We start from the raw sequence: 24900 nt of genomic DNA, 5'->3' as shown, positions 1-24900 counted from the left end.
CGATCCCCGCTGCGTCCTGCGGTCGGGCTCAACGTGGAAGGCCCGTGTACAGGTGGTCGTTCAAGACCTGGGATCGGTTCCCGTACCGAGACGGTTGACCTGCGCCCGGTGCTCCCCGACCGGCGCGTTTAGCGAGCATCTCCTCGTCGTTCTGAAGATCTTCGGTGCAAGAGCGAGCGGTCACCCGCCTTGAGATGAGGTCCGTCCGTTGGCGCGTTTGCGGGTCAGGCCGATCAGTCCGTCGAGCACGAGAAAGGCGAGCAGGCTCAGGCCGAGCAGCGGGATGGCCCAGCCGATGGCGATGAGCACGAGCGGCGCGGGGATGACGAACCACAGCGGGAGCTGTTGCCAGGTTCCGCGCTTGGGTGCGGTGCCGAGTGGGGCGCGGCGGTCGGCGCGGGTGGGGCGGCGCTGCCACCACATCCGGTAGCCGAGCACGATCAGCGTGAGCAGTCCGGCAGCGAGCAGGAACAGCGCGATCTGGTTCGCGACGCCGAACAGCCGGCCCATGTGCGCCTGGATGCCCAATGACGACAGCTTGGCCAGCAGCGGCCGGTCGGCGAAGTCGGCTCGTGCGGTCACGCTCGAGGTCGCGGGGTCGACCGCCACCTTGTCCAAGCGGATCGGCCAGGTGTTGTCGATCTGGGCGGCGGTCCACGCGGTGCCCGGCTCGGCCGCGACGCCGAGCTGCAGGGGACCGTCCAGACCGGCGCCGCGGGCGGCGACGAGCACCCGGTCGAACGTTGCCGGGTCCACCGGCTCGGCGTCTTGCGACGCTTCCCCGTGCCCTGAGTGCCCGTCCGAGCCGGTGGTGGCCACGGCGCTGCCCAGGCTGGTGTCCAAGGCGGGGGCCTTGGCGTTGAGCGCGGTCAGGGCGGCGCTGAAGTTGTCGCCGGCGTAGGTCGACCAGGTCAACCCGGTGGCCGAGAGGAACAGCGCACCGAGCAGCACCCACACGCCGAGACTGCCGTGCCAGGAGCGGGTCCGGCGCACGCCCTTCGCACCACTCTCCGGCGTCAGCACCGCGCGGACCTTGCGGCGTGCGGTGCGCTGCCGGAACAGCCACAACACCATGCCGACGAGGGCGAGCACCCACAGCCAGCTCGCCGCCAGCTCCGAGTACAGCCGGCCCGGCTCGCCCAGGTGCAGGTGCCGGTGCAGGCCTCCCAACCAGGTCGTGGCAGGGGTGGATCCGAACGAGGTGGTCAGCCGGCCCTGCACCTGCGCGGTGCGGGGGTCGACGTAGACGGTCTCGTTGGCGCCCTCGGGCAGGCCGGGCAGGGAGAACACGACCTGCGTCGTGGCGTCGGACTCGTCGGCGGTGAGCACGGCGGTGACCGCGCCGTCGGGCAGCGCAGCCTGGGCGGCGGCGACCTGGTCGGCCAACGGACGCGGTGCGCCGGTGGTCGACGACACCTCCAGCACGTCGTCGTAAAGCACGGCGTCCAACTGTGGCGCGAGCGCGTACAGCAACCCTGAGAACGCCGCGACCAGGAGGAACGGCGCCACCAGAACTCCGGCGTAGAAGTGCAGTCGGCGCAGCAGCGGCACCACGGACACCCGGACCGGGCCGGAGGGCTCGTCGGTTCGCACGTCGTCGATCGGGGGAGCGGACACGGAGCACCTCTGGTGGGGGCGAAGGGAGGACCTGCCCACTAGTCGGATGCGGGTGGCATTCGGTTCCCGGCGATTCGAGAACCGGGGAGGAAGAGTCCGGAGTGGGCGATGTCGACGATCCGCACGCGTGACGGCGCACTCGGCGGGAACTGATCCGGGTGTCCTCACGACTACTCGTTCGTACGGCCTGGAGTCCGCTCAGGACCGTGGCGAGATCCGGGCGGATGTTGGCTTGCCGGCCACTTTTGAGTGTTGTCGCGGAGGGTGACCATTGGTGCTGTTGATCGGCACGGATGGTGAGGGGGTGGGTCTTGCGCGTCGACATCGCGGTTTTCGACGGCATGGACGATCTGGACGTGGTGGGGCCGTTCTCGGTGCTGGGCTTGGCGGGTCGCGCCGGTCTCGGTGTGGAGGTGCGGCTGACCGCCGTCGGTGGCGTGTCGCAGGCGACCACCCGGGGTGGCCTGCCCCTGTACCCCGGCGAGTGGGCGCCGCACAGCGCGGACGTGCTGATCGTGCCGGGAGGCGGTTACGCGGCGAGTGAGGGTGCGGGCGTGCGTGCGGAGATCGCCGCAGGGGGCCTGCCGGCCGCGTTGACGGCGGCGGCCCGTCCCGGTCTGGTGTTCGCCTCGGTCTGCACGGGCGCGTTGCTGTTGGCGGCGGCGGGTTTGGTGACCGGGCGCCCGTGCACCACGCACCACCGGGCGATCGAGGACCTGGCGGCGGCGGGTGGTGTGCCGGTCGAGGGGCGGGTGGTCGACGACGGTGATCTGGTCACCGCCGGTGGCATCACCTCGGGTCTGGACCTGGCGCTGTGGTTGGTGGAGAGGTTCCGCGGGCCGGACGCGGCGGGTTTGCTGCAACAGGTCATGGAGTACGAGCGTCGCGAACCGCTGTGGCGCTCCGGTGAGGACGTGCCGACGCGGCTTCCGGGCGATCAAGGAGCAAGTGCCCGATGAGGCGAGTGATCCTGTCGTTGGCCGTCGTGCTGCCGCTGGTGGCGGTGGTCGCGTGCGGCAGCCCGGCGAGTGGACCCGCAGCGCCGGTGCAGTCCTCGGCGGACGAACCGGTCACCGTCAAGGACTGTGCGGGCAAGGACATCACGTTCGACACGACCCCGGAGCGGGTGGTGGCCCTGGACGGCTACGCCGCGCAGGCCCTGGTCCGGCTAGGCCTGGCGGACAAGGTCGTGGGCACCGGCTTCCCCGCACCGTTCACCGCGGACACCCCGCCCTACCGTGACCAGCTCGCGAAGATCCCGGTGTTGTCGGAGAAGGTACCGGTCACCGAGGTCGTCGCGGCGCAGCAGCCGGACGTGGTCGTGACCGCGTTCTCGGCGTTCGGCGGCCCGGCGGGCAGCCCCAAGGACGCCGACCTGGTCACGATCGGCGTCACAGGGCTCGCCGCGTGCATGCCGGGCGGTACGGACATGGGTGGGGTGGGGACGCCTTCCGCGCTGACCGACCTCGCCCCGACGTACGACTACCTGCGCAAGCTCGGCAGGGTGTTCCGGGTCTCCGACCGCGCCGAACAGCTCATCTCGCAACTGGACGCGCGGGCGAAGGCGGCGGACAAAGCAGACTCCGGGGCCAAGCCCAAGGTGTTGGTGTTGCAGGACAACCCGGTCGCCGGGCAGCCGATCAAGACCTCGGGCATCAACACCATCGCGCACGCCCTGATCACCATGGCCGGCGGGGAGAGCCTGTTCACCGACATCTCCTCTATGCACGCGGACGTCTCGCCCGAGCAGGTGGTCCAGCGCGACCCGGAGGTGATCTGGGTCATCACCGACTACAACTTCGTCAAGCTGAAGGGCCAGGAGCTGGTGGCGGCGGTCAAGGCCAACCCGCTGCTGGCGAATACGACCGCCGCCAAGCATGGGAGGATCGTCTCGACGTCGCAGTATGCGGTGTCGTTCCCCAGCCCGCTCAACGTCGACGGCCTGGAGCAGCTGGCCACCGACATGGGTGCCCGCTGACGTGGCGACCGCAGTCGACGAGCGACCCGCGACAGGTGCGCGCCGCAGGTGGAAACCCAACGGCCCGACCCTGCCCTACTTGGCCCTGCTCGCCCTGCTGGCTGCCGCGCTGGTCGTGTCGACGCTGCTCGCCGCCGGCATCGGCCCGGTCGGTGTACCGGCCGGTGAGGTGGCCCGCATCCTCTTCCACCACTTGACCGGTGGTGGTGACACCGCGGGCACGAGTGATTTGATCATCTGGCGGATCCGGTTCCCGCGCGTGCTGCTCGGCGCGGTCGTGGGCGCGGGGCTGGCACTCGCCGGGGCGGTCGTGCAGGGCGTGGTGCGCAACCCGGTCGCCGACCCGTACCTGCTCGGGCTGTCCCACGGCGCGTCGGTGGGCGCGGTACTCGTGCTGACCACCGGAGCCACCGCACTGGGTGCGCTGACGCTGCCGGCGGCCGCGTTCGCCGGCGCCGGCGCGGCGATGGCCGTGGTGCTGGCGATGGCCCGCTACTGCGGTCGGTTGCTGCCGGTGCGGCTGATCCTGGTCGGGGTGGCCATCGGGCACCTGTTCGCCGGGATCACCTCGTTCGTGCTCTCCCAGACCGACAGCTCCGCCGCCCAGCAGCAGATCATCTTCTGGCTGCTGGGCGGGCTGTCCGGCGCGCAGTGGGCCACCCTGCCGGTTCCGGCCGTCGTGGTCGCGTGCGGAGTGGTGCTGCTGCTGGTGCGGGCGCGGCGGCTCAACGCGCTCGTGCTCGGCGAGGAAGCGGGCGCGGCCCTCGGCGTCAACACCAGCAGGCTGCGCCGGCAGCTGCTGGTTCTCACCACCCTCGTGACCGGCACCGTCGTCGCGGTCTCCGGTGGTGTCGGGTTCGTCGGCCTTATCGTCCCGCATCTGGCCCGGATGCTCGTCGGTGCCGACCACCGGCGGATGCTGCCGGTGACTGCCCTGCTCGGCGCGTTGTTCCTGCTGTGGGCCGACGTGGCCGCCCGGACGCTGATCTCCCCGGCCGAGCTGCCGATCGGCATCCTTACCGCTTTCCTCGGCGTGCCGTTCTTCCTGCTCGTCATGCGCGCCCGCGGCCTGGCCACTCAGGAGAACGCGTGAAACTCGACCTCGACGCCATCTCGGTCTCGATCGCCGGACGCCCGATCCTCGATCAGGTCAGTCTGACCGTCCACACGGGACGGTTCATCGCCCTGGTCGGCCCCAACGGCAGCGGCAAGTCCACCTTGCTGCGCACCGTCTACCGCGCCCGCCGGCCGGACGCCGGCACGGTCCGGCTCGACGGCCGTGACCTGTGGTCGATGTCCGCGGCTGAGGCCGCACGACACACCGGTGTGCTCATGCAGGAGCAGCACAGCGGGTTCGAGTTCACCGTCGCCGAAACCGTCGCCCTCGGTCGTACACCCCACCTGGGCATGTTCGACCGGTTCACCCGCTCCGACCGCGCTGCGGTCGACGACGCCATGACCCGCACCGGCCTGATCCCGTTCCGGAACCGGCGGGTGGGCGAGCTGTCCGGGGGCGAGCGCCAACGGGTGCTGCTGGCCCGCGCACTGGCCCAGCAACCGCGGCTGCTCGTGCTCGACGAACCCACCAACCACCTCGACATCCGCCACCAGCTCGACATTCTCGAACTCGTCCGAGAGCTCGACATCACCGTCCTGGCCGCGCTGCACAGCCTCGACCTGGCCGCCGCCTACGCCGACAGCGTCGCACTGCTCGACGCAGGCCACCTCGTCGAGCACGGCCCACCCGAGGAGGTGCTCACCCCTACCGCGATCCGAAAGGTGTTCGACGTGGACGCCACCGTCCACCACGACGAAGGCACCGCCCGCTTCGCCCTGCGCCCGCGCTGCGTCTGCCCCGACCAGCCGTGCCGCTGGAGCTGCCGCACCCGCCGCCACACCCCTCTGACCGAAGCCGCCGATGCCCGCTGACCCGCACGTCGTCGCCGTCCTCGCCCTCGACGGCGTGGTCGGCTTCGACCTGGCCATCCCGTGCCAGGTCTTCGGCCTCACCCGCCTGCCCGGCGGCGACTACCCCTACCAGGTCCGCGTCTGCGGCACCGCACCGTCGGTGACCGCCACGGCGGGCGGTGTCGACTACTACCGCATCGCCGCCCCCAACGCCCTGGACGCCGCCGAAGAAGCCGACACCATCGTCGTGCCCGGCGTCCGAATGCGTCGGAGCACTCCACCCGAAGTCCTTGACCTGCTCCGCGGCGCCGCCGCGCGCAACGTTCGCACGATCTCCATCTGCACCGGCGCGTTCGTCCTCGCCGACGCCGGCCTGCTCTCCGGCCGCCGCGCCACCACCCACTGGGCCGCCGCCGCCGAACTCGCGCGCCGACACCCCGACGTCGAGGTCGACGCCGCCGCCCTCTACCTCGGCGACGGGCGCACCTTCACCTCCGCCGGCGTCGCCGCCGGCCTGGACCTGTGCCTGCACCTCGTGCGCCGCGACCACGGCGCCGCCGTCGCCGCCTCCACCGCCCGCGCCGTCGTCATGGCGCCCACCCGCGACGGCGACCAAGCCCAGTTCATCCCACCTCCGCCACCCACCACCGGTGACGGCTCGCTGGCCGCCACGCTGGCCTGGATGCACGAGCACGCCGCCGAACCGCTCACCCTCGCCGACATCGCCCGGCACGCCAACCTCAGCACCCGCACGCTCACCCGCCGCTTCCGCGAGCAGACCGGCACCACACCACTGCACTGGCTCGCCCGCCGCCGCCTGCACCTGGCCCGCGAACTGCTCGAAACCACCGACCTGCCCATCCCCGCCGTCGCCGAACGCAGCGGCCACGGCTCCGCCACCGCCCTGCGCACCCACTTCGACCGCGAACTGCACACCAGTCCTCAGCGATACCGCCAGACCTTCCGCCCATCCACCGGACAGCGAAGCCACGAGTGGTGAACGACCGAGCCACGACCGTCGGACTCCGTGCGGCGTCCGACCTGCGTTGGTCCGGACACGGTGAGGTGGGCCAGCGTCGCGTTCAGCGCGATCACCGGTGCTGCGAACCACGAACCTGTGGGGGTACCCGGTACTGTTTCCGCGTGGCAATGGTCGTTGACGCAGCGGGCCGTTCGTGATGGCGGTCGTCGCCGGGGTGCTCGCGCTGATACTCATCGCAGGCTGCGGCTGCATAATCGGCATGGGCGGTGTCGGCGACCTGGTCGCCCGATTGACCCCGATGGCGAAGCTCGCCGCATTCGGCATCGTGCTGGTGTTGATCGCTGCCGCCGCATGGAGCCTCGGTTCAGCGGTGGGACCGATCGGCGACCCGCCTGTGTCGGTAGCTCCGACGCCCAGCCATGCTGGCGACAACGGCCACGGTGGGTGACGATGTCGCCGATGGTGCATGCACGATCAAACGGAACCGACCCCGCGTGCACTCGGCGTCCACCGATGATTCCGGTCGGCTTAGTACGACAACGACAGGTCGTGATGTCCGCGTCTTCTGTAATGACCGATTCGGGCGCGGGCTTGGCTTGTCCGTCGCCATGTCGACCAGTGCAGGACGTGGTCGACGGTATGGGTGGCGCGAATGACGAGCCGGTTCCATAATCGGCGGATCTCGTTGACGGACAACGGGATCAGCGGGCAGTCGACGTCAGGTGCGGAGCCCCCTTTTTGGTGATCTCGCGAGTGATCACCAGGAAGGCCAGGGCGGTCATGGACAATGTGATGTGCCGATACCATGCCTGGTAGCCGCGGACCTGGTAGTGGTCCAGCCCGGTCTCGTTCTTCGCGGTCTGGAAGCACTCCTCGACCGCCCACCGCGCTCCCGCGATCCCCACCAGGCGCCGCAGGGTGGTGTCGGCCGGGCCGAAGCAGATGTAGTAGGCGATGTCGGACGGATCGGAGACGCTCCGCCTGGCCAACAGCCAGTGACCCCAACCCGGCCTGCGCAGCGGACGGATGTCGACCGCGACCCAGTCGGCCATTCGCGGCCCCTTCGAACCCGTGCCGGAGGAAAGCCGTTCCCACGCCGTGTCCGGCAACCCGGCGATCAGGCGGTGAACGCGGACCTTGAGCAACCCGAACGACACCGCCATCGCGTTCTTCTGCACAGCCACTACGTGCGGGATGTCCAAGTTCTCCAGCCATAGACGGAACATCGTGTCGTTGCCGTAGACCTCGTCCGCGGTGACCCACCCGAACGGCACCCCCGCCTCCACCGCCCGCTCGATCATCCGCCGGGCGAGCGTCTGCTTGGTCGCGAACCCGACCTCGTCACCGATTCCCGCCGCCCGGCACCGTTCCCGATCCCCGGTCCAGTCCTTGGGCAGGTACAACTCCCGGTCGATCAACGTCCGCCCGTGCGGCGAGGCATAGGCCAGGAACACCCCGATCTGCGAGTTCTCGATCCGCCCGGCCGTGCCGGAGTACTGACGACCCACTCCGGCGGACTTGGCGCCCTTCTTCAGAAACCCCGTCTCGTCCACGATCAGCACGCCGTCGGACGCGTCGCCAATCGCCTCCACCACCGCCGCCCGCACGTCGTCACGCAGTCCGTCGGTATCCCAGGCATAGAAGTTCAGCAGCCGTTGCATACCCTCCGGACCCGCGTCACCGGCCTCCTCGGCGAGCGTCCAGCCGTTCTTACGCTCCACCTCGGACAGCAAACCCCGGACATACCACCGCATCCGGCGCCGCGACTCCACCCGCGGAAATCGGCCCGCGAACCGGCCCAGGAACGCATCGAACCCCGCCGACCAACCCGCCACCAACCCTATCGACACAGAGATCAACTACCAGATCCCAGCCTTGATAACAACCTGTCGTTGTCGTAGTAAGCGGTCCGGGATGCAGGGCGTCACGCCCGTCCTGTCAGACGTGCGGAGCCGACCGGACCTGCCCGCGGGGGTCCGAGCCGCGGCGGGCTGGTGGCTGACGTGCCCCGGCCCCGGCCCGAGGAGTAATTGCGATTACCGGCGGCTCCGGCAACAACCCGTGCCGACCTCGGGCTCCCTGGTGGAATCGACTCGCGTGCTCAGCCGGCTGCCCTGTCCTCCGAGGGCTGCGGACGCCCCGGATGAGCCGGTCCCTCCCAGCCGGCACGCCCGACAGTGGAGGTAGGACATGAGATCACGACTCCTGACCGGCCTGGTGGTGACCGCGCTGGTCACCACGCAGGCGGTGGCGGACGCCGCGACCGCCGAACCGGTGACCGATCTCGCCTCGGCGGTGACGGCGCGGATGCACGCCGAGGCGTCCGGCGTCACGGTCGCCGCGACGACACCGCGGGTGAACGTCACCGAGCAGGACGGGGAGTGGGCGTTCGGCACCGCGGTGCTGGCGACCGCACCGGGATCGGACACCCACCCGACGGGGTGGTTGTTCGTCGCCCACCGGGACGGCGCCGGTTGGGAGGTCGCGCTGGAGGGTGAGCCGGCCTTCGCCGACCTCGCGGCCGAGGCGCCGGTCATGTCCGAGGCGGAGCGCCCGTTCCTGACGGCGCAGGGTCGACCGGGAGCGCTGGGCCCCGGGGACTGGCGCACCGGCATGGCACTGCCGTTCGCGGTGGGCCAGTCGTGGGGGATGCCCGGCTGTTCCCACGGTTGGAGCGGTGCCGCGGCACCGTGGAACTCGCTGGACCTGGCGGGCGGTGACCACGTGGTGCGCGCCGCCCGGGGCGGCGCCTTCCTCGGCAACACCGGCACGGACGTCACCTGCGGCGGCTCCGCGTCCGGCAGGCACGTGCACTTCGCGCTGCGCCAGAACAACGCGTACACCGGCATCGTGAACCACGACATCGGCAAGTGGGTGCTGCAGAACGGGGTGCCGCCTACCAGGGTTCGGCCCTGCACGGCAGCGCCCGCGCGGGCGCGGGCGGCTCGCTGCACAACCACGGTCCGCTCGGGTTCACCCAGGCCGTCATGGACGCCAACGGCGGCGGCGTGGTGAACAAGCGCACCGGTCCGGGCTCCGGCCACGGGCTCGCGGGCACGGTGGGTGACGGGACGACCGTGAACGTCGCCTGCTCCGCCAACGGCACGAGCCACACCGGCAGGTGGGGACCTCCAGCCTGTGGAACCGGCTCACCGACGGCACGTGGGTGAGCGACGCCTACATGTGGACCGGCCTCTCCGGGCCGATCAACGGCTACTGCTGATCGAGCCGCCTCGGCGGGCGGGAACGGGCACCGGCGCGAGGTGCTCCGGGAGGGCGGCCTCCGCGTCACGGAGGCCGCCCTCCCGGTCAGCCGGTGCACGCCGTCGCCGTCCTGCGGCGAGGTCCCCGGCCACGGCTCTCCCGCCGTGCCGAGGAGCGGGTGTCGCTCCCGACGACGGTCTGGGAGGCTCCGCGCATGTCCGCTGACCCACCGGCGTCCGCCGAGGACGTCGTCGATCACCCGGTCCGAGTCCAGTTCGAGGCGTTCCTCGACGAGCACCGCAACGCGCTCAACCGCTGTTTGGACGGGCTGACCGAGGAGCAGGTGCGCCGATCGCTGGTGCCTTCCCGGACCACGTTGCTGGGTCTGGTGAAGCACGCGACCTTCGTGGAGAAGGTCTGGTTCGACGAAGCCGTCACCTGCCGCCCGCGCGCCGAGATCGGCATCCCCGCGACGCCGGACGAGTCGTTCGCCCTCGACGAGGACGACACCACCGCCACCGTCCGGCGAGCACACCGCGCCGCGTGCGAGGCATCCCGCCGTGCGACGTCGTCCCCGGGGCTGGACGACCTCGCCCACGGCAACCGGCGCGGCCCGCTCCCGCTGCGCTGGGTGTACCTACACGTGCTGCGCGAGCTCGCCCAGCACTGCGGACACGCGGACATCCTGCGCGAACAGCTCGTCGACGAGTAGCGGTACACCGTGCACCCCGATGCTGGAACCGGTATGCGGCGGTGGAGCAGGCGCGTTCGTCACCGGCCATCCGGCCGCTGTGGACTCCGTAGGCGGTCCCGCCGTGGTACCGGGGACCACCGGAGTCGCCCGGGGCGCTCACCTTCCTGTCCATGATGACCACGTTGCCCATCCCACTGACGTTCGCGTACCGCTCCGCGACTCTCGCGCAGGACGCCCCGGTGGTCTCGCCGACGTGGCGGAGCACGGTGCCGACGACCGGCATGCCGGCCATGGTGCCGACGTAGCGCGAGGTCGAACCCCGAGGTGCAGGAACCCGGGATGCCGCCACCCCGGATGTACGGGTCCTCCTCCAACACCGCCGCCTCGGCGCCCTCCGAGGCCTTCAAGCGCACCCGGCGCTCCTGCGCGGGCACCTCCAGGCGTTCGGCGACCGGAGCGCCGGAACGGGCGCCCCCGACCAGGCGGAGATGAACCTGTCCACGGCCTGCTCCAGCGGAACTCCCGTCCGCGCCGCCTACCGCCTGATCTCCTCCAGGCCCGGCCGCGCCGGACGTGCCCGGGTGTCCGCCGGCAAGGTCACCGAGGACGTACCCGGCGTGGTGGAGGCGAACGACGACGTGCCCCCGATGCACAGAACAGCCGCCGAAGCGACGCTCGCCGGACGCGCGGGGCAGGGGCGGAGAGGTGGCTACCGCGGGCGTCATCACGTGTCGCGGGGACGTGACAGCCGTCCCGCCGCGTCGGCGCGTGGAGCTGTTCTGGGCCGATGCCTGCGACCTCGATCTCGACGACGCCGAACCCGGCGAGCCCGACCTCGCCACCGGCACGCGTCGTCTGTGCCTTGGCGGGAATCGCGTTCACCCCCGACGACCCGCGTCGCATTCTCCTGTTGGTCACGGAATTCGGCTGACGCGCAGCCCTCGCGGGACTCCGGTGACCCTGTGGGCAAGGTTCCCGTCCCGGGTGGGCACGGAAGGCTCCGACACCTCGTCGGGACGCCGATCGCGTGGTCGGCTTGGCACAGACCTTCCGAAGGAGGCTCACATGGGGTCCTCGGCACACCAGGACGCGGAGGCGGCGCGGGTCCGTCCGCTGCCGTGCGGGGCGGCAGAGGTCGCCAAGTGGTACCGGAGTCGCCTCGGGTGGCCGGTCGAGGTCGTCGACCGCGGCGTCCACCTGCTCCTCACCGGCGGCCTGGTCGGGTTCGAGGTGCCGGGCCACCAGGCGGGGGGCGTCGTGGAACGGCTGACCGACTTCGGCGCCGTGGGACCGGCCCTGCGCATCGGCGAGCGCGACGGCCGGGTGGTGTTCCTGTGCGACGTCAACGACGCGGTGTTCGCCCAATCCGAGATGCCCGTGGGGACCCGGTACCTGCGGGCGCCCGTGTCGCTGCCGCTGCCTTCGCCGAGGCCGTCGCAGTCCTGGTTCGTCGCGCCCGAGCCGAACCGCCCGTGGCTGCCCTCGGCGGGTGCGGTCCTCCACGCCGTGCGGGCCGCCGCCGCGGCGGCGGCCGGTGCGATGGCGTGCCGCCAGGTCCCCGTGCACAGGCTGGAGCCGGTGCGGAGGTGGCGGGGGTCGGCCGGGTGATCGACGGCCGGGGGCAGGCCCTGCTCCAGCTCACCGAACGCGCCCTCGGGTCGAGGGATGAACGGAAGGCGTCCGCATGCACACGACTGACCCATCGGGTACCCCGGCCGATTTCATGGCCGGGGCCTTCGCCGCGCTCGGGCGGTTCGCGCCCGACCCGACCGACCTGTTCATCGGGCTGGTCTTCCGGCTCTCGGGACCGTGCCCCTCGGTGGACGCGGTGCGGGAACGCGTCGCGTCGAGGCTCGACCGGTTGTCGCCGTTGACCGAGAGGCTGGTCCCCGGCGAGGTGGTCCGGTGGGAGCCGGACCCCGACTTCGACCTCGCCCACCACGTGCGCGTGCTGCCCCGCCAGGAGGTCGTGGCGCCGGCGCGGGCGGTGTTCGCCGGCTCGTTCGACCCGGCCAGGCCGCCGTGGGGTCTGTGGATCTCGGACAACGGATCGGGCACGTGGGACGCCTACTACCTGGTGCACCACGCGCGGCAGGACGCGGGTGGCGCGGTGCGCACCGCGGAGGCGCTGCTGGGGGACGCCGAGCCCGCCGCGTGGCGGAAGGCCGGTGACCGCCGCCGGTCGTGGTCGCGCGGGTGGCCCGCGGTGGCGTCCCTGCTGCCCGACCTGCTGCGCGCCCGCCTGCCCGCCGAGCCGGCTCCGCGGTGGCCGGTCCGGGAGGGGGCGCCCGGTGCGGGGCCGGTGTTCGCACAGGGGGTCGTGCCCGTCGACGCTCTCAAGCGGGTCGCGCGGTGTACCGGGGCCACGGTCAACCAGGTGCACCTGGCGGCGATGGCCGAGGCGTTGGCCGGGTGGCTGCCGCGGGTGCCCGCCAGGCAGGTGTGCCTGCCCGTGGAGACCCGGCGCGACGGGGAGCCGCACGACGACTTCGCCAACCGGATCGGGTTGATGCGGGCGGTCCTGCCGTGCGGCGACGTGACCCCGGCCGAGAGGTTGCGCGCCGTGGTGGCCTCGGCGAGCCGCGCCCGGCTCGCCCGCCACCGCCGGGCGTGGCGCGACCTGACCGACAACGCCTCCGCCCAGGTCGCCGGCCGGGTGCTGGCTCGGATCACCGATCCCGCGCGGGTGGGCGTGACGGTGGCGAGCGTCCGCGTGCCGGAGCTGCCGGCCCTGATGGGCGGGCGGGTCCTCGACGTGACCGCGATCCCGTGGCTGCCGCCCGGCCACACCTGCTTCGCGTCGCTCATCAGCTACGGCGACCGCGCTCGGCTGTCCGTGCTGGTGCCCGGGGGCGCGCCCGATCCGCTCGAACTGACCCGGCGGTGGGTGGAGGCCGTTGACGCCTCGGGAGCGGACCGGGTGGGCGGACCGGTCGCCGCCCGGTCGCCCGACCCGATCTGATCGGCCCGGCCCGCGCGCCACGACCGGCGGCCGGCGCGCGGGCCGCTTCAGCCGGGGAGGTGCCGGAGCGGCGACTCGACGGGCTCCGTGGTCGCCCCGCGCGAACGGCGCCAACCCGCACGTGCCCTCGGGTGGAACCGGCGATCGTGCGGGATGAGGCGGAACACCAGGTGCACCGCCTGGCCCAGGAGCCGGTGCAGGCGCTCGTCGAGGTCGCTCCAGCCCAGGCCGAGCCGGTCGCGGACCACCGGGTCGTACAGCCCGGTGGTCAACCACCGGAGCCACCGCGCCAGTAGGGCCCACAGCGGTGACCAGAGCGCGTGCGGCACGCCGGGCAGGAAGTGGGGCCTCGGCAGGCCGGTCAGGTCGAGCACGTCGCGAGTGGCCTTGTTGGTCTCCAGCACCCGGGAGCACATGTGGTCCCAGTAGGACTGGAACTCCTCCCACGAGCCGGGCACCGGCCGCATGCTCAGGCCGTACAGCGCGTACCACTGGACGTGCTCGGCGAACAACCGCCGCCGCGCGGCCTCGGGAACCCCGCCCATGAACCTGTCGCCGAACCGGATCGTGGTCATGAAGAACACCGCGTGCGCCCAGTAGAACACGTCCGGCTCCAGCGCGTGGTAAGCCCGGCCCGAGTCGTCCGCGCCCCGGATCGCGGTGTGGTGACCGCGCACCCCCGCGGCCGTCTCGCGCGCGCGTGCGTCGTCGTAGACCACGCCCAGGATCGGGTAGAAGGAGCGGAACACGCGCTTCCAGCGCTCGCCGAAGAACTGCGAGTGCTGTTCGACGGCGAGGCCCAGGCGCGGGTGCATGTTCTGCATGGACCCGACCCAGAGCATGACGAGCACGTTGCGCCAGTCGCCGAAGTAGCGCCACGTCAACGAGTCCGGGCCCAGCGGCACGGGCCCTGCGGTGCTCTCCACCTCAGTGCTGCCGGCCCGCGGCCAGGAGCCGGGTCAGGCCGCGGTGACCACGCCGCATCGTCAAGGCGTGGTTGTGGGCGAAAGCGCCGCGCGCGACCGGGGCGAACACGCGCAGCAGCCTCTTCCGCGCGGTGCACTCCTGGGTGATGTGGACGGTGGTCGAGCCGTCGGCCCGGCTGGTCACCGCGAAGTCGATCCACCCGGCGATGTCGCCGTCGAGCGCCAGGCGGAAGTGCCCGCCCGCCGCGTCGCGGATCACGAACCTGTTGGTGAGCCGCAGCGTGTAGGGGAGGGACGACCGCAGCGCGATGGCCACCGCGTCCTCGTCGATGCGCGTGACCCGGCGGTAGTCCGGCCACCACCGCGGGTACTCGTCGATCCTGACGAGTGCGTCGAAGACGGCTCCTCGCGGGTGGTCCACCGCCCAGGTGAGGACGAACCGGTAGTAGTTCGGGTCCACGGCGCACCTTCCGTTCGACGAGGCTCACCCGGGTGGGCCAGGCCAGGACGGTAGTGCGCGGTCGCGGGCGGGCCCGGTCCGCGCGGTGGTGCTTTCCCGTTCTGTGGAGCGGAGTGCGCGTTCGGGCAGCGGTGGCGCGTTGTACGCTGCTGTTCCCGACGTGGGGTGACGCTCTCCCCCCGGGCGTGCACGCCGATCGGCGCGGTCCGCTGCCGCCCCTGTCCGTCCGGACAGCGGCGGACGACGGGGGTCGGCCCTCCGTCTGGCGGCTTGTCGCGCCACCGGCGCGGAGGTGGGATGCGTGTCCGGGAACGATGAGGAGATCTGGTGGACGACAAGGCGTACCGCGACAAGGTCGCACTGGTCACGGGTGCCGCGCACGGCATCGGCGCGGCGGTCGCGCGCAGGTTGGCCGCCGGCGGCGCGCGCGTGGTGGTCGCGGACGTGGACGCCGAGGCCGGCGCGGCCGTCGCCGACGAGATCGGCGGCTTGTACGTGCTCTGCGACGTGCGCGAGGCGGGCGCCAGCGCGGACGCGGTCGAGGCGGCCGTGCGGGAGTTCGGGGGACTGGACGTCGCGTGCCTGAACGCGGGGGTGGTGACAGGTGGCGGCGGGGAGTTCGACGTCGAGTCCTACCGCGAGGTCTTCGCCGTGAACGTCGACGGCGTCGTCTACGGCGTCCAGGCGGCCCTGCCGGCCCTGCGCGCTCGCGGCGGCGGGCGGATCATCGCCGTCGCGAGCCTGGCCGGGCTGGTGCCCGTGCCGTTCGACCCGGTCTACGGCGCCAGCAAGGCCGCGGTGGTGAACTACGTGCGGTCGTTCGCGCCGCTGATCGCCCACGAGGGCATCCTGCTGAACGCGTTCTGCCCGTCCTTCACCGACACCGCCGCCATCACGGGGTTCCGCGGCTTCATCCGCGACATGGCGCTGCCGGTGATGGAGGTCGCGGAGGTCGTCGACGCGTTCGAGTCGGTCCTGGCCTCGTCGGGGACCGGTGAGTGCTGGTACGTCCAATCCGGTCTGCCCGGCGGACCGATGGCTTTCGCCTCGCCGCCGGACCCCCTGCCCGCGACCCCCGCCTGACCTTCCTCCTCGACCGTTCCGGCGCGCACGTCGTCCACCAGGCGGGGACGACGTGCGCGCTCGCGAACCCGGTCCGGTGCGGACGGCGTCGACGGAGCCCGACGCCGTCACCGGGCCAGGTGCCGCGCCAACCGCTCCTCGGCGCGCCGCACGTCGCGCACCGCGCCCAGCGCCGCGTACCCGGCAACCGCCTCCCGGCAGACGGTCACCGCCTCGTCCGCGGCCCCGTTCCCGGCCAGCACCGCGGCCAGGTCCTCCAGGGCCTCGGCCAGCTCCACCGGCCGCCCGACCATCCGGTAGCGCGCCACCGCGGTGCGCAGCGGCTCCGGATCGCCGTGCAGCAGCCCCCGGCAGCGCGCCTCGGCGGCGAACGCCCGCGCGGGCACCCGTTCCCGCGCCGCCTCGTCGGCGCACACCCGGTAGGCGCGCTCGGCCAAGGCCGTCGCACCCGCGCGGACCGCCGCCCGCACCGCGTTGGGCATCCACTGGTGCCGCAGCGTCATCCGCCCGGGCTGGTCGACCAGCAACGGCTCCAGGTGGCCGAACACCTCGGTCACGTCCGCGCCGTCGCACTCGGCGACGAACGCCCGCGCGGCCAGCAGGAAGTCGGCGTGCTCCTGGTCCGCGACCAGGGTCATCGACTGCCCGTCCACCGTCATCAGGTGCTCCCGCGCGGCGTCCAACCGGTCCCGGTGCGCCTCCACCAGCGCCGCCAGGCCGGGCACCAGCAACGCGGGGCCGTGCCCCTGCGCGCCGTGGTGGTTGACCACGTCGGCCGCGTGCCCGAGGTCGGTCAGCGCGTCGTCCCAACGGCCGGTCCAGAACTCGTGCACGGCGGTCCACGCGCGCAGGAACGCCGCGCTCGGCCCCTTGCGGGCCCTGGCCCGCGCCGCGCGCAGCGCCTGACCCGCTTCGTCCAGCCGGTCGAGGTTCTGCAGCGTGAACGCCCGGTCCTGCAACAGCACCGGCCGGATCTCGTGCACGTCCTGCGGGTCGCCGATCATGGTCAGCGCCAGGTCGACCTGGCCGAGGGCCTCGGCGTGGTCGCGGCGGACGGTGCTGATCTGCCACAGCACCCGCAGCGAGTGGCTCATGGAGAACCCGTCGGTCGACTGCTCCGCCCGGCTGATGGCGTCGTGCGCGTACCACTCGGCGGTCTCCAGGTCGGCGAACCCCGACCGGTGGATGTCCGCCAGCAGCGCCTCCTGGCGCGTCCGGCACGGCTCCGGCGTGCCCTCGTCCTCCACCGCGACCCGCAGCGTGCCCGCCGCCGCCTCCACCCGACCCTCACCGAGGTGGAGCATCGCCAGCACGCACCGCATCTCGGCGGCCAGGTGGGGGTCCTTGGTGCGCGCCAGCACCGCCTTGGCCTCGCTCTCCGGCCGCTTGCCCTGCCAGAACTTCAGCCACGCCATCCACGACGTCAGCCGGTCGCGCTGGGCGTCGGTCAGCGACGGCCCGTCGGCCGCCGATCCGACCAGGGTCATGGCGAGGTCCTGGTCGGCGAGCATCACCTCGCGCACGTTGTCGGCGACCCAGCCCGCGCTCCAGGCGTCCACCACGGGCGTCGCGGCTGCCACGTGCCGTGCCACCAGCACCGCGGGGGCGCCCGCACCGGCCAGCGCCTCGGCCGCCTGCCGGTGCAGCGCCGCGCGCACCGGGGGCAGGATTCCCTCGTACAGCGCGTGCCGGACCAGCGGGTGCCGGAACGCGAACTCCGCGCCCGACTCGACCAGCACGCCGGCCGCCATCGCCTCCTGCACCGACCCCACCAGCTCCGAGACCGGGCGACCGACCACCACCGCCACGTCACCGACGGCGAACCCCGTGCCGAACAGCGAGCCCGCGCGCAGCACCTCGACCGCGTCGCCGGACAGGAAGTCCAGCCGGTCGGAGGGCAGCGCGTCGGACGACCACGTCCGGTCGTCGTCCTCGCCCACCAGCTCGGCCACGCCCGCGCGGGTCCGGACCAGGTCCCGGCCGAGCAGGTCGTCCAGCGCGCTGAGCGCGTACGACGGATTGCCCGCCGCCTGGGCGAGCAGGCGGCGCAGCTCCGCCGACGGGGCGGCGGCCAAGCGGCGCGTGACCAGCTCCACCAGGACCTCGTCCGGCAGCGGGTCGAGCGTCAGCACCTCGCCGCCCGAGCCGAGCACGGCATCCCGCACCCGCTCCAGGTCGTCCCGGTGCAGGACCGGTCGGCACGTGCCGACCAGCAGCAGCGGTAACCGGCGGGTCAGGCGGACCAGCCGGTGCCACACCAGCGCGCTCGCCGCGTCGGCCCAGTGCAGGTCGTCCACCGCGAGCAGCAGCGGCCCGCTGCCGCACAGGTCGGTCACCAGGTCGACCAACCTGCCGACCGCCTCCAGCTCCGGGTCGGTGTCACCGGCCTCCAGGAGCGCCTCGGCGACCCGGGCGCGCCGCGGGTCGGCCGACGTGGTGGTGACCTCCAGGCAGTCCAGCAGGACCCGCAGCGGGAACCGCGCTCCCAGCTCGTCGCCCTCGCCCCACGCGACCTGGTGCCCCCGCTGCCCGGCTTCGTCGAGCAGCACGGCCAGCAGCGCCGACTTCCCGATGCCCGGCTCGCCCTCCAGCCACACGCTGCCGCCGCGACCGGCGGAGAGGTCGGCGACAGCCCGGTCCAGGGCCTCCAGCTCGTGCCGCCGGCCCACCACGCTCGGTGGCGTGGGCGGGCGGCGCACCGGGATGGCGGCGCGCAGCGGCGCGGCGGGCGCCACCATGCCCTGGAGGAGTCGCTGGTACACCGCGAGCAGTTCGGCGCCGGGCTCGATGCCCAGCCGGTCCACGAGCAGGCGCCGGGTGTCGCGGAAGACCTCCAGCGCCTCGGCGTGCCTGCCCGCGCCGTGCAGGGCGGTCATCAGCAACGCGCGCAGCCCTTCGCGCAGCGGGTGCTCGGCGGCCAGCGCGGTCAGGTCGGCGACGGCTTCCGCGTGCCGCCCCAGCTCCAGGGCCAGTTCGGCGCGGCGCTCGGCGGTCACCAGCCGGAGCTCGGCCAACCGGGCGCGCTGGGCCTGCGCGAACGGTCCGGGGACGCCGGCCAGCGCCTCGCCCCGCCACAGCGCCAACGCCTCGTCCAGCTCCTTCAGCGCCGCACCGGGCACCAGGGAGGTCGTGCGCTGCCGGTGCGTCTCGAACCGCGCCACGTCCGTCGCCTCCGGGCCCAGGCGCAGCGAGTAGCCCGAGCCGGTGGAGACGAGCACCCCCGAGGCGGAGCGCGCGGACCGGTGCGGTTCGAGCAGCTTGCGCAGACCGGAGACGTAGGTGTAGATCGACGCCTCCGCGTTGCCCGGCGGGTGGTCGCCCCACACGGCGGTGATCAACTCGTCCAGGGGGACCGGCTGGTCGGCGCGCAGCGCGAGGACGGAGAAGACGGCACATCGCCGGGCGGCCCCCAGGTCCACCTCGGTCTCGCCGAGGAAGGCCCGCGGTGGACCGAGGAGTTCCGCCGTCAGCGGCTCAACAAAGGGCATGGTTCATCCGCAAGGGTGTGGTGGTAGGCCCCTTCGGGGGAAGACGCCCTGATGTTAATCGCCGGTGGACCGGCCGGCATAACAGTGAACGGCGGTCGTGGGCCGCCCCGCTCGGGAGGGCCGGCCCCGGGGCGGGCCCGGTCGCCCTGCCGCGGCCCCCTCCGCGAGCCGGCGGCATGATCATCCGATGGGAGGAACGCGCTGCTCAAGGTCTTGTCGAACCGGCCTGCCCCGGTGGTGGTCGCGTCGGCCGAACCCCCCGGCGCGTCGGCCGGACCGCGGACGTGCGCGGGGGGCTCGGCGGTCTGGCGGCGTTGCCGGGTCGGCGATCGGATTTAACCCGTTCGGACGCAGGTCTGCCGGGCTGTTCGGACGGCGGTGCGGCGCACTCGTCGTCGGCGGGCGCCCGTTGTCGGCCGGGGCGGCGGACGTCCCGCCGGGCTCCGCGCGGGTGCGTTGGGGCAACGTCGGGGTGCCGACGGGGCACGATCGACGGCAGGTGCGCATCGCGGCGCCGGGTCGCCCTACTCTCGGTGAGAACCCCTGCGCGGTGCGGCCACCACGTCGCGAGGCGGTGGAACCGTCGCTTGTCGAGGAGAGCCGATGTCCCCTGCGGTCGCCGTCCCGGTCGCGGCGTGAACCGGTCGCGCACGCCGGGACGACCCCGCACCGCGCTGAAGTGGTTCCTGGACCACGCGCGGTCCGGGGCGGACGGCGAGGTCGTCGCGGAGCAGGTCGGCCCGGCGATCGTCGTGCGCCCCGCCCGGTACGAGGAGCACCTGCTGCGCGAGATCGCCGGAGCGCTGCCCGCGGGTCCGCTGTCGATCGTGGTCGCCGGCGGGGACGCCCCCGCCGGCGCCGTGCTCGACCGGCTGGCCCGCGTGGTGACCGAGGGGGCGCGGCGAGGTGTCCGCGAGGTGCGACTGGTCCTCCTCGCCGGGTTCCCCGCCGTCGCCCCCGAGCGGTGGCGCGCGCTGGCCGAGCGGACCCGGGTGACGCTGCTCGTGCCGTCCGGGACCGTCGTGCCCGTCGGTGGGACGCTGTTCGTCCGCGGTCCCCACGGTGGCCTGGAGGGCAGGTGGTCGCGGTTCGCGCCCGGAGAGCCGGACCACGACTCGGGCCCGCGCCACCCCGCACCCCGTTGGCAGGACACCGCCGCGGAGGACTCCTTCGACGTGCACGGCGGCCTGGTCGTCGAGCACCTCCCGGCCGGCGTGCTGCTGCGCCCGGCCGCGACCGCGTCCGCGCGGGGGTGGCACGCGGTGCCGCCCGACCCGCACCGGTTCACCGTCATCGCGGGCGTGTCGGGAGGTGCGCGGGTCCTCGCCGAGGACGTCATCGCCTACCTGTCCACCCTGCCGCTGGACGTGCTGAAGACCGCCCGCCTGGCGTGCGGGGACGGCCAGGACGTGGTGGTGCTGGGGCGTGCCGTCGCACGGGGCCTCGACACCGCCGTCACCGCGATCGACGGCTTGCCGGTGGTGCGCCGGGGGAAGGTCGAGTTCATGCTGCACGACCCGGCGGGCCGGCCCACGTGGACGCCGTACCTCCAGGAGATCCGCTGCCTCACCGGCGAGACGGCGGCGGTCCCGCTGCGGTGGCGCCCGCCGCACACCGGCCTCGTCGCCCAGGGGCCGGGGCTGTTCCTGGTCCGCGACGGTTGGGTGGTCGGGGTGATGCGCAGCGGTCTGTGGCTGCGCCGGGCGGGCGGCGCAGCCCAACCGGTGCCCGTGGGCGCCCCGGTCGACCCGTCGGTGGTGACCATCGCCGTCGGGGACCTGGGCGAGCCGCTGCCGGACGAGGTGTGGCCCGTGCTGTGCGACCTGCTGGACCGGCTCGAAGCGCCCGTGCTGCGCCGGGTCCGGCTGTCGGTGCTCGGCCTGCCCAGCGGGCAGGGGCGTGCCGCCGTGCGCGAACTGACGCGCGCCAGGGGCATCGGAGCGCCCCTGCCCGTGACCGGTGACCAGGACCCGGCGGAGCAGGACCCGGGGGTCGGGACCCCGGTGGACGGGACCCCGGTGGACGGGACGGTGGCGGTCGGGACCCCGGCGGTCGAGGCGGTGGCCCACCACGAGGGGTGAGGGCGGCTCGACCGCGCGACGCGGGGCGGGGGAGGACCGCTACCCGCGGGCCACGTCGAGGCGTCGTCGGGCGCGCTCCACGAGCCACCGCGCGCCCAACGCGCCGTACCCGGTGACCAGCTCGGCGAACACGGCCGCCGCCGGGGCGCGGTCACCCCGGGCGGCGTGCGCGGACGCGGCGTCCTCCAGCGCGGTCAGCCGCTCCACCGCGCGGCCCACCGAGGCGTGCTGCCCGGCCACCGCGAGCAGCGCCCCCGGGTCGCCCGCCGCCAAGGCCCGGCAGTGGGCCGCCGCCGAGGCGGCGCGGGCCGGGACGACCTCCTTCGCGGCCTCCTCCTCGCACACCTCCAGCGCCCGGGTCACCACCTCGTCCTCGCCCGCGTCCCGCGCGAGCCGCACCAGCAGGGGGAGCCACTGGTGCCGCAGCACCACGGGCGCCTCCCACGGCCGGAGCAGCGGCGCCAGCAGGCGTACCGCCTCGTCGAGCGCGCCGCGCCGCTCCGCGGCCAGGGCGGCAGCCGCCGCCAGGAAGTCGCCGTTGTCCCGTTCGGCCCCGTCCAGCGCCAAGGGGGACGGCACCGCGTCGAAGTGCACCGCGGCGTTCGCCGGCTCGTCGCGGCACACGGCCAGGAGCGCCGACAGCCCGTGGAGCAGCACCCGGCCGGGCCCGGCCTCCCGGACGCCGTGGAACGACAGCCCCGACGAGTCCGAGTTGACGCCGCTCAGCTCCACCAGCGCGGCCTCCCAGCGACCGGTCCAGTAGTGCTGCACGGCCAGGGGGACCGCCATCCCCGACGGCAGGCCGTGCCGGGCGATCACCTCCCGCGCCTCGCGCAGCGCGGCCTCGGCCTCGGCCAGCCGGTCCAGGTTCTGCAACGTGAACGCCCGGTTGTCCAGCAGGTCGCACCGCGCCGCGGCCAGGTCCGGGTCGTCGCCCACCAGGGCCAGCGCCTCGTCCGAGTGGCGCAGGGCGCGCTCGTGGTCCCGGCGGACCGACGCCGCGTACCACCTGTTCTGCGACGCGTAGGCCGCGGCGCAGCGCTGCCCCGCGGCGCTCGACTCGGCGTGCACCCGCTCCGCGAGCGCGTCCAGCGCGTCCGGGTCGCCCGCCTCGTGGCGGTGCAGTGACGCGATCAGCGCGTGGTGCCGGGTGCGCCACAGGGCGGGGGAGCCGGGCACGCGCACGGCGTCCGTGAGCACGGCGATGGCGCCGGCCGCGTCACCCTGGCGGTAGCGGTACCGGGCGAGCAGGTGGCGCGCCTCGGCGGCGTCCCCCGGGCCGATGGCCCCGGACAGCGCGTCGGCGGCCTCGGCGCGCAGGTCGTGCCCGAGCCGGGCCAGCACGCGCAGCAGCGCCATCAGCAGCGTGGTCCGGTCCGCGCCCGCGGGCAGGCCGTTCGCCAGGCTCCGCCGCAGCAGGTCGATCGCGGACAGCGGGGCGCGCTCGACCGCGTCCTCGTGGTGCCGCACCAGCCAGTCGACCACCCACGCGTCCACCGCCGCCGGCACCAGGTGCTCCACCACCCGCTCGACCGGCGCGCGAGCCCCCGCCAGCGCTTCGGCCACCTCGCGGTGCAGCCCCGCCCGCAGCGAGTGGGGCATCCGCTTGTACACCGCCCAGCGCACGAACGGGTGGCGGAACGCCAGGTGATCCCCCGACTCGACCACCACGCCGGCCGCCACCGCCTCGTCCACCACCCGCAGCAGGTGCACCGGGGACCGCCCGGTGACCGCCGCCAGGGCGGTGACGTCGAACCGCGTGCCCAGCAGCGCGGCGGACCGGAGCACTTCCCGCGTGGTCGGGGACAGGTCGCCCAGGACGTGCTTCGCGCCGTCGCGCAGTTGGTGCAGGGCATCACCGAGCACCGAGTCGTCCAGCTCGGCCCGCCCGTCGACCACCCGCAGGCTGCCGTCGCGGGTCATCATCCCGGTGATCTCCACGGCGTAGCGCGGGTTGCCGGCCGCCGTCGAGGCCAGCGAGCGCAGCCCCGGGCCGCCCGCGGCGCCCGCCGACGCCCCCACCAAGCGCTCCACGTCGGCCTCGGCCAGCGGTCCGGGGCGCAGCACGAGCCCGCCCGCGGCCTCCACGCTGCGCCGCGGCCGGGCGAGCAGGCCGCCGGGCCCGGCCGGGCGGGTCGCGCCGACCAGCAGCAGCGGCAGGTGACCGGTGGCCGCGACCAGCCGGTCCCAGAACAGCAGTCCGGCCTCGTCCAGCCGGTGCAGGTCGTCCAGCACCAGCACCAGGGGCGCGGTGGCGCACAGCTCGGCCACGTACGCCAGCAGCAGGTCCACCGGCGCGGTCCGGTTCCAGCCGCGTCCCGCCGACGGTTCGCGCAGGCGCACGGCCAGTTCCGCGCGTCGCCGGTCGGGCGCCGACGGCGTCACGTCCAGGGCCTCCAGCACCACCGAGAGCGGGAAGCGGCTGCTGAGCTCGTCGGCCGCGGCCCACGCCAGGTGGTGCGGCCGGGCCGGGTCGGCGGCCAGCGCCGCCACCAGCAGCGCGGTCTTGCCGATGCCCGCCTCGCCCTCCACCCACACGGCCCGCCCGTGCCCGTCCAGGACGTTCTCCAGAGCCCTGGTCAGCATGGCCAGCTCCGCGTCACGACCGACCAGCTCGCCGGTCGGGGGCGGCGGCGTGCGCGGCGGCTCGACCCGCAGCAGCTCGACCGGGTCCGCCGCGTTCGCCGGCGCTCGCGCCTCCGCCGGACCGGCCAGCACGAGCTGGTGCAGGTCGCGCAGCGCCCGGCCCGGTTCCGCCCCGTCCCGCGCCAGCGCCAGGCGTGCCGCGCGGAACGTCTCCAGCGCCTCCGCATGCCGCCCGCCGCGGTGCAGCGCCAGCATCAGCAACTCGTGCAGCGACTCGTCCGACGGGTGCTCGCGCACCAAGTCGGCCAGCTCCGCCACCAGGGCGGCGTGCTCGCCCAGCTCCAGCCGGGCGCGGGCGCGCAGCCGCAGCGCCTCCAGCCGCAGGTCGGCCAGCCGGCGACGGGCCCGCTCGGCGAACGGGCTGCGCACCCCGGCGTAGGCCTCGCCCGCCCACAGCGCGAGCCCTTCGTCCAGCAGCGTGACCGCACCGCGCCGGTCGCCCGCCGCGTACCGCTGCTCGGCTTCCCGCCGCGCGCGGTCGAACACCGCGCTGTCCAGGGCCGCCTGGTCCAACTTCAGCGAATAGCCGTCGGCCCCCGAGACCAGCAGGTCACGTGCCGGTCCCAGGGCCCGCCGCAGCCCCGACAGGTACGTGTGCAGGTTGCCGGTCGCGCTCGCGGGGACCTCCCCGCCCCACACACCGGCGATCAGCGCCCGCTGCGGCACCGGTCGGTCGGGCTGGGCGGCGAGCACGGCGAGCACGGCCTGCTGGCGGTTCGAGCCCAGGGGCAGTTCGCGGTTGCCGAACCAGGCCCGCAGCGGTCCCAGCACCTTGACGCGCAGCGAGCGGTCCGCCGGCTCCGTCACGACTCCTCCGATCAACGTTGCCCCGCACGGCACCGGCACGCACGGGAACGGCGTCGGGTCGACA

The 24900-nt window shown here is 73.8% G+C and carries 19 protein-coding genes; 13 read left to right on the top strand and 6 right to left on the bottom strand.

Annotation, left to right across the window (positions count from 1 at the left end; translation table 11 throughout):
* Positions 1-180 precede the first annotated feature (180 nt).
* Positions 181-1617 (bottom strand): PepSY-associated TM helix domain-containing protein, encoded by a 1437-nt coding sequence (locus Q5530_RS37075; protein WP_415367603.1) that lies wholly within the window; start codon positions 1615-1617, stop codon positions 181-183.
* 311 nt (positions 1618-1928) lie between these two features.
* Between Q5530_RS37075 and Q5530_RS37070 the strand changes: the two genes are divergently transcribed.
* The 6 genes from Q5530_RS37070 (at position 1929) to Q5530_RS37045 (ending at position 6933) form a co-directional block, all read left to right on the top strand.
* Positions 1929-2576 (top strand): DJ-1/PfpI family protein, encoded by a 648-nt coding sequence (locus tag Q5530_RS37070; RefSeq protein WP_415367602.1) that lies wholly within the window; start codon positions 1929-1931, stop codon positions 2574-2576.
* Positions 2573-3595, top strand: coding sequence for an ABC transporter substrate-binding protein (locus Q5530_RS37065; RefSeq protein WP_415367601.1), 1023 nt, complete (start codon positions 2573-2575; stop codon positions 3593-3595). Before Q5530_RS37070 ends, Q5530_RS37065 begins: the two co-directional genes overlap by 4 nt.
* A 79-nt stretch (positions 3596-3674) precedes the next feature.
* A complete protein-coding gene (locus tag Q5530_RS37060) occupies positions 3675-4688 on the top strand; it encodes a FecCD family ABC transporter permease (protein WP_415367599.1) in 1014 nt (337 codons plus the stop codon).
* Positions 4685-5524: an ABC transporter ATP-binding protein gene (locus Q5530_RS37055; RefSeq protein ID WP_415367598.1), complete on the top strand. Its 840-nt coding sequence runs from the start codon at positions 4685-4687 to the stop codon at positions 5522-5524. The genes Q5530_RS37060 and Q5530_RS37055 overlap by 4 nt, the downstream gene beginning before the upstream one ends.
* Positions 5514-6503 (top strand): GlxA family transcriptional regulator, encoded by a 990-nt coding sequence (locus tag Q5530_RS37050; RefSeq protein WP_415367597.1) that lies wholly within the window; start codon positions 5514-5516, stop codon positions 6501-6503. Before Q5530_RS37055 ends, Q5530_RS37050 begins: the two co-directional genes overlap by 11 nt.
* A gap of 175 nt (positions 6504-6678) precedes the next feature.
* Positions 6679-6933: a hypothetical protein gene (locus tag Q5530_RS37045; RefSeq protein WP_415367596.1), complete on the top strand. Its 255-nt coding sequence runs from the start codon at positions 6679-6681 to the stop codon at positions 6931-6933.
* Between the two features lie 253 nt (positions 6934-7186).
* Here the strand turns inward: Q5530_RS37045 and Q5530_RS37040 are convergent, their stop codons facing one another.
* Positions 7187-8320 carry an IS701 family transposase gene (locus tag Q5530_RS37040; RefSeq protein ID WP_415367595.1) on the bottom strand — a complete coding sequence of 378 codons (1134 nt, stop codon included), beginning with the start codon at positions 8318-8320 and terminating at the stop codon, positions 7187-7189.
* A 355-nt stretch (positions 8321-8675) separates the two neighbouring features.
* On the opposite strand from Q5530_RS37040, the gene Q5530_RS37035 reads away from it, so the two are divergent.
* From Q5530_RS37035 to Q5530_RS37015, 5 genes are all read left to right on the top strand, one after another.
* Entirely contained in the window at positions 8676-9500 is an 825-nt protein-coding gene (locus Q5530_RS37035) for a hypothetical protein (protein ID WP_415367594.1), read from the top strand.
* Positions 9501-9903: 403 nt separating this feature from the next.
* The gene (locus Q5530_RS37030; RefSeq protein ID WP_415367593.1) at positions 9904-10401 is read left to right on the top strand and encodes a DinB family protein; all 498 of its coding nucleotides are present in this window, start codon (positions 9904-9906) and stop codon (positions 10399-10401) included.
* A gap of 164 nt (positions 10402-10565) precedes the next feature.
* Positions 10566-10688, top strand: a complete 123-nt coding sequence (locus Q5530_RS37025) for a hypothetical protein (RefSeq protein ID WP_415367591.1) — start codon at positions 10566-10568, stop codon at positions 10686-10688.
* Between the two features lie 760 nt (positions 10689-11448).
* Positions 11449-11991 carry a hypothetical protein gene (locus tag Q5530_RS37020; protein ID WP_415367590.1) on the top strand — a complete coding sequence of 181 codons (543 nt, stop codon included), beginning with the start codon at positions 11449-11451 and terminating at the stop codon, positions 11989-11991.
* A gap of 76 nt (positions 11992-12067) precedes the next feature.
* A complete protein-coding gene (locus Q5530_RS37015) occupies positions 12068-13345 on the top strand; it encodes a wax ester/triacylglycerol synthase domain-containing protein (RefSeq protein ID WP_415367589.1) in 1278 nt (425 codons plus the stop codon).
* A 47-nt stretch (positions 13346-13392) separates the two neighbouring features.
* On the opposite strand, the gene Q5530_RS37010 is transcribed toward Q5530_RS37015, so the two are convergent.
* Both Q5530_RS37010 and Q5530_RS37005 read right to left on the bottom strand, forming a co-directional pair.
* Positions 13393-14271: an oxygenase MpaB family protein gene (locus Q5530_RS37010; RefSeq protein WP_415367587.1), complete on the bottom strand. Its 879-nt coding sequence runs from the start codon at positions 14269-14271 to the stop codon at positions 13393-13395.
* A gap of 1 nt (position 14272) precedes the next feature.
* Complete coding sequence (locus tag Q5530_RS37005) at positions 14273-14731, bottom strand: polyketide cyclase (RefSeq protein ID WP_415367586.1); 459 nt, start codon at positions 14729-14731, stop codon at positions 14273-14275.
* Positions 14732-15058: 327 nt separating this feature from the next.
* On the opposite strand from Q5530_RS37005, the gene Q5530_RS37000 reads away from it, so the two are divergent.
* On the top strand, positions 15059-15814 hold the full coding sequence (locus Q5530_RS37000; RefSeq protein WP_415367585.1) for an SDR family NAD(P)-dependent oxidoreductase: 756 nt from the start codon (positions 15059-15061) through the stop codon (positions 15812-15814).
* Between the two features lie 107 nt (positions 15815-15921).
* Here Q5530_RS37000 and Q5530_RS36995 read toward each other — a convergent pair whose 3' ends face one another.
* The gene (locus Q5530_RS36995; protein WP_415367584.1) at positions 15922-19302 is read right to left on the bottom strand and encodes a BTAD domain-containing putative transcriptional regulator; all 3381 of its coding nucleotides are present in this window, start codon (positions 19300-19302) and stop codon (positions 15922-15924) included.
* Between the two features lie 635 nt (positions 19303-19937).
* Between Q5530_RS36995 and Q5530_RS36990 the strand changes: the two genes are divergently transcribed.
* Positions 19938-21383, top strand: a complete 1446-nt coding sequence (locus tag Q5530_RS36990) for a hypothetical protein (RefSeq protein WP_415367583.1) — start codon at positions 19938-19940, stop codon at positions 21381-21383.
* 39 nt (positions 21384-21422) lie between these two features.
* Here the strand turns inward: Q5530_RS36990 and Q5530_RS36985 are convergent, their stop codons facing one another.
* Positions 21423-24836, bottom strand: coding sequence for a BTAD domain-containing putative transcriptional regulator (locus tag Q5530_RS36985; RefSeq protein ID WP_415367582.1), 3414 nt, complete (start codon positions 24834-24836; stop codon positions 21423-21425).
* Positions 24837-24900 lie beyond the last annotated feature (64 nt).

The organism is Saccharothrix sp. BKS2, assembly GCF_047689505.1.
Taxonomy (GTDB): domain Bacteria; phylum Actinomycetota; class Actinomycetes; order Mycobacteriales; family Pseudonocardiaceae; genus Actinosynnema; species Actinosynnema lopnurensis.
Note: the sequence above shows the minus strand (reverse complement) of the source record. Positions and strands in the feature narration are given on the sequence as shown.

Coding starts and splice junctions, on each gene's coding strand:
- Q5530_RS37065 (WP_415367601.1), top strand. CDS start 2,573: ATGAGGCGAGTGATCCTGTCGTTGGCCGTCGTGCTGCCGCTGGTGGCG.
- Q5530_RS37050 (WP_415367597.1), top strand. CDS start 5,514: ATGCCCGCTGACCCGCACGTCGTCGCCGTCCTCGCCCTCGACGGCGTG.
- Q5530_RS37035 (WP_415367594.1), top strand. CDS start 8,676: ATGAGATCACGACTCCTGACCGGCCTGGTGGTGACCGCGCTGGTCACC.
- Q5530_RS37030 (WP_415367593.1), top strand. CDS start 9,904: ATGTCCGCTGACCCACCGGCGTCCGCCGAGGACGTCGTCGATCACCCG.
- Q5530_RS37020 (WP_415367590.1), top strand. CDS start 11,449: ATGGGGTCCTCGGCACACCAGGACGCGGAGGCGGCGCGGGTCCGTCCG.
- Q5530_RS37015 (WP_415367589.1), top strand. CDS start 12,068: ATGCACACGACTGACCCATCGGGTACCCCGGCCGATTTCATGGCCGGG.
- Q5530_RS36995 (WP_415367584.1), bottom strand. CDS start 19,302: ATGCCCTTTGTTGAGCCGCTGACGGCGGAACTCCTCGGTCCACCGCGG.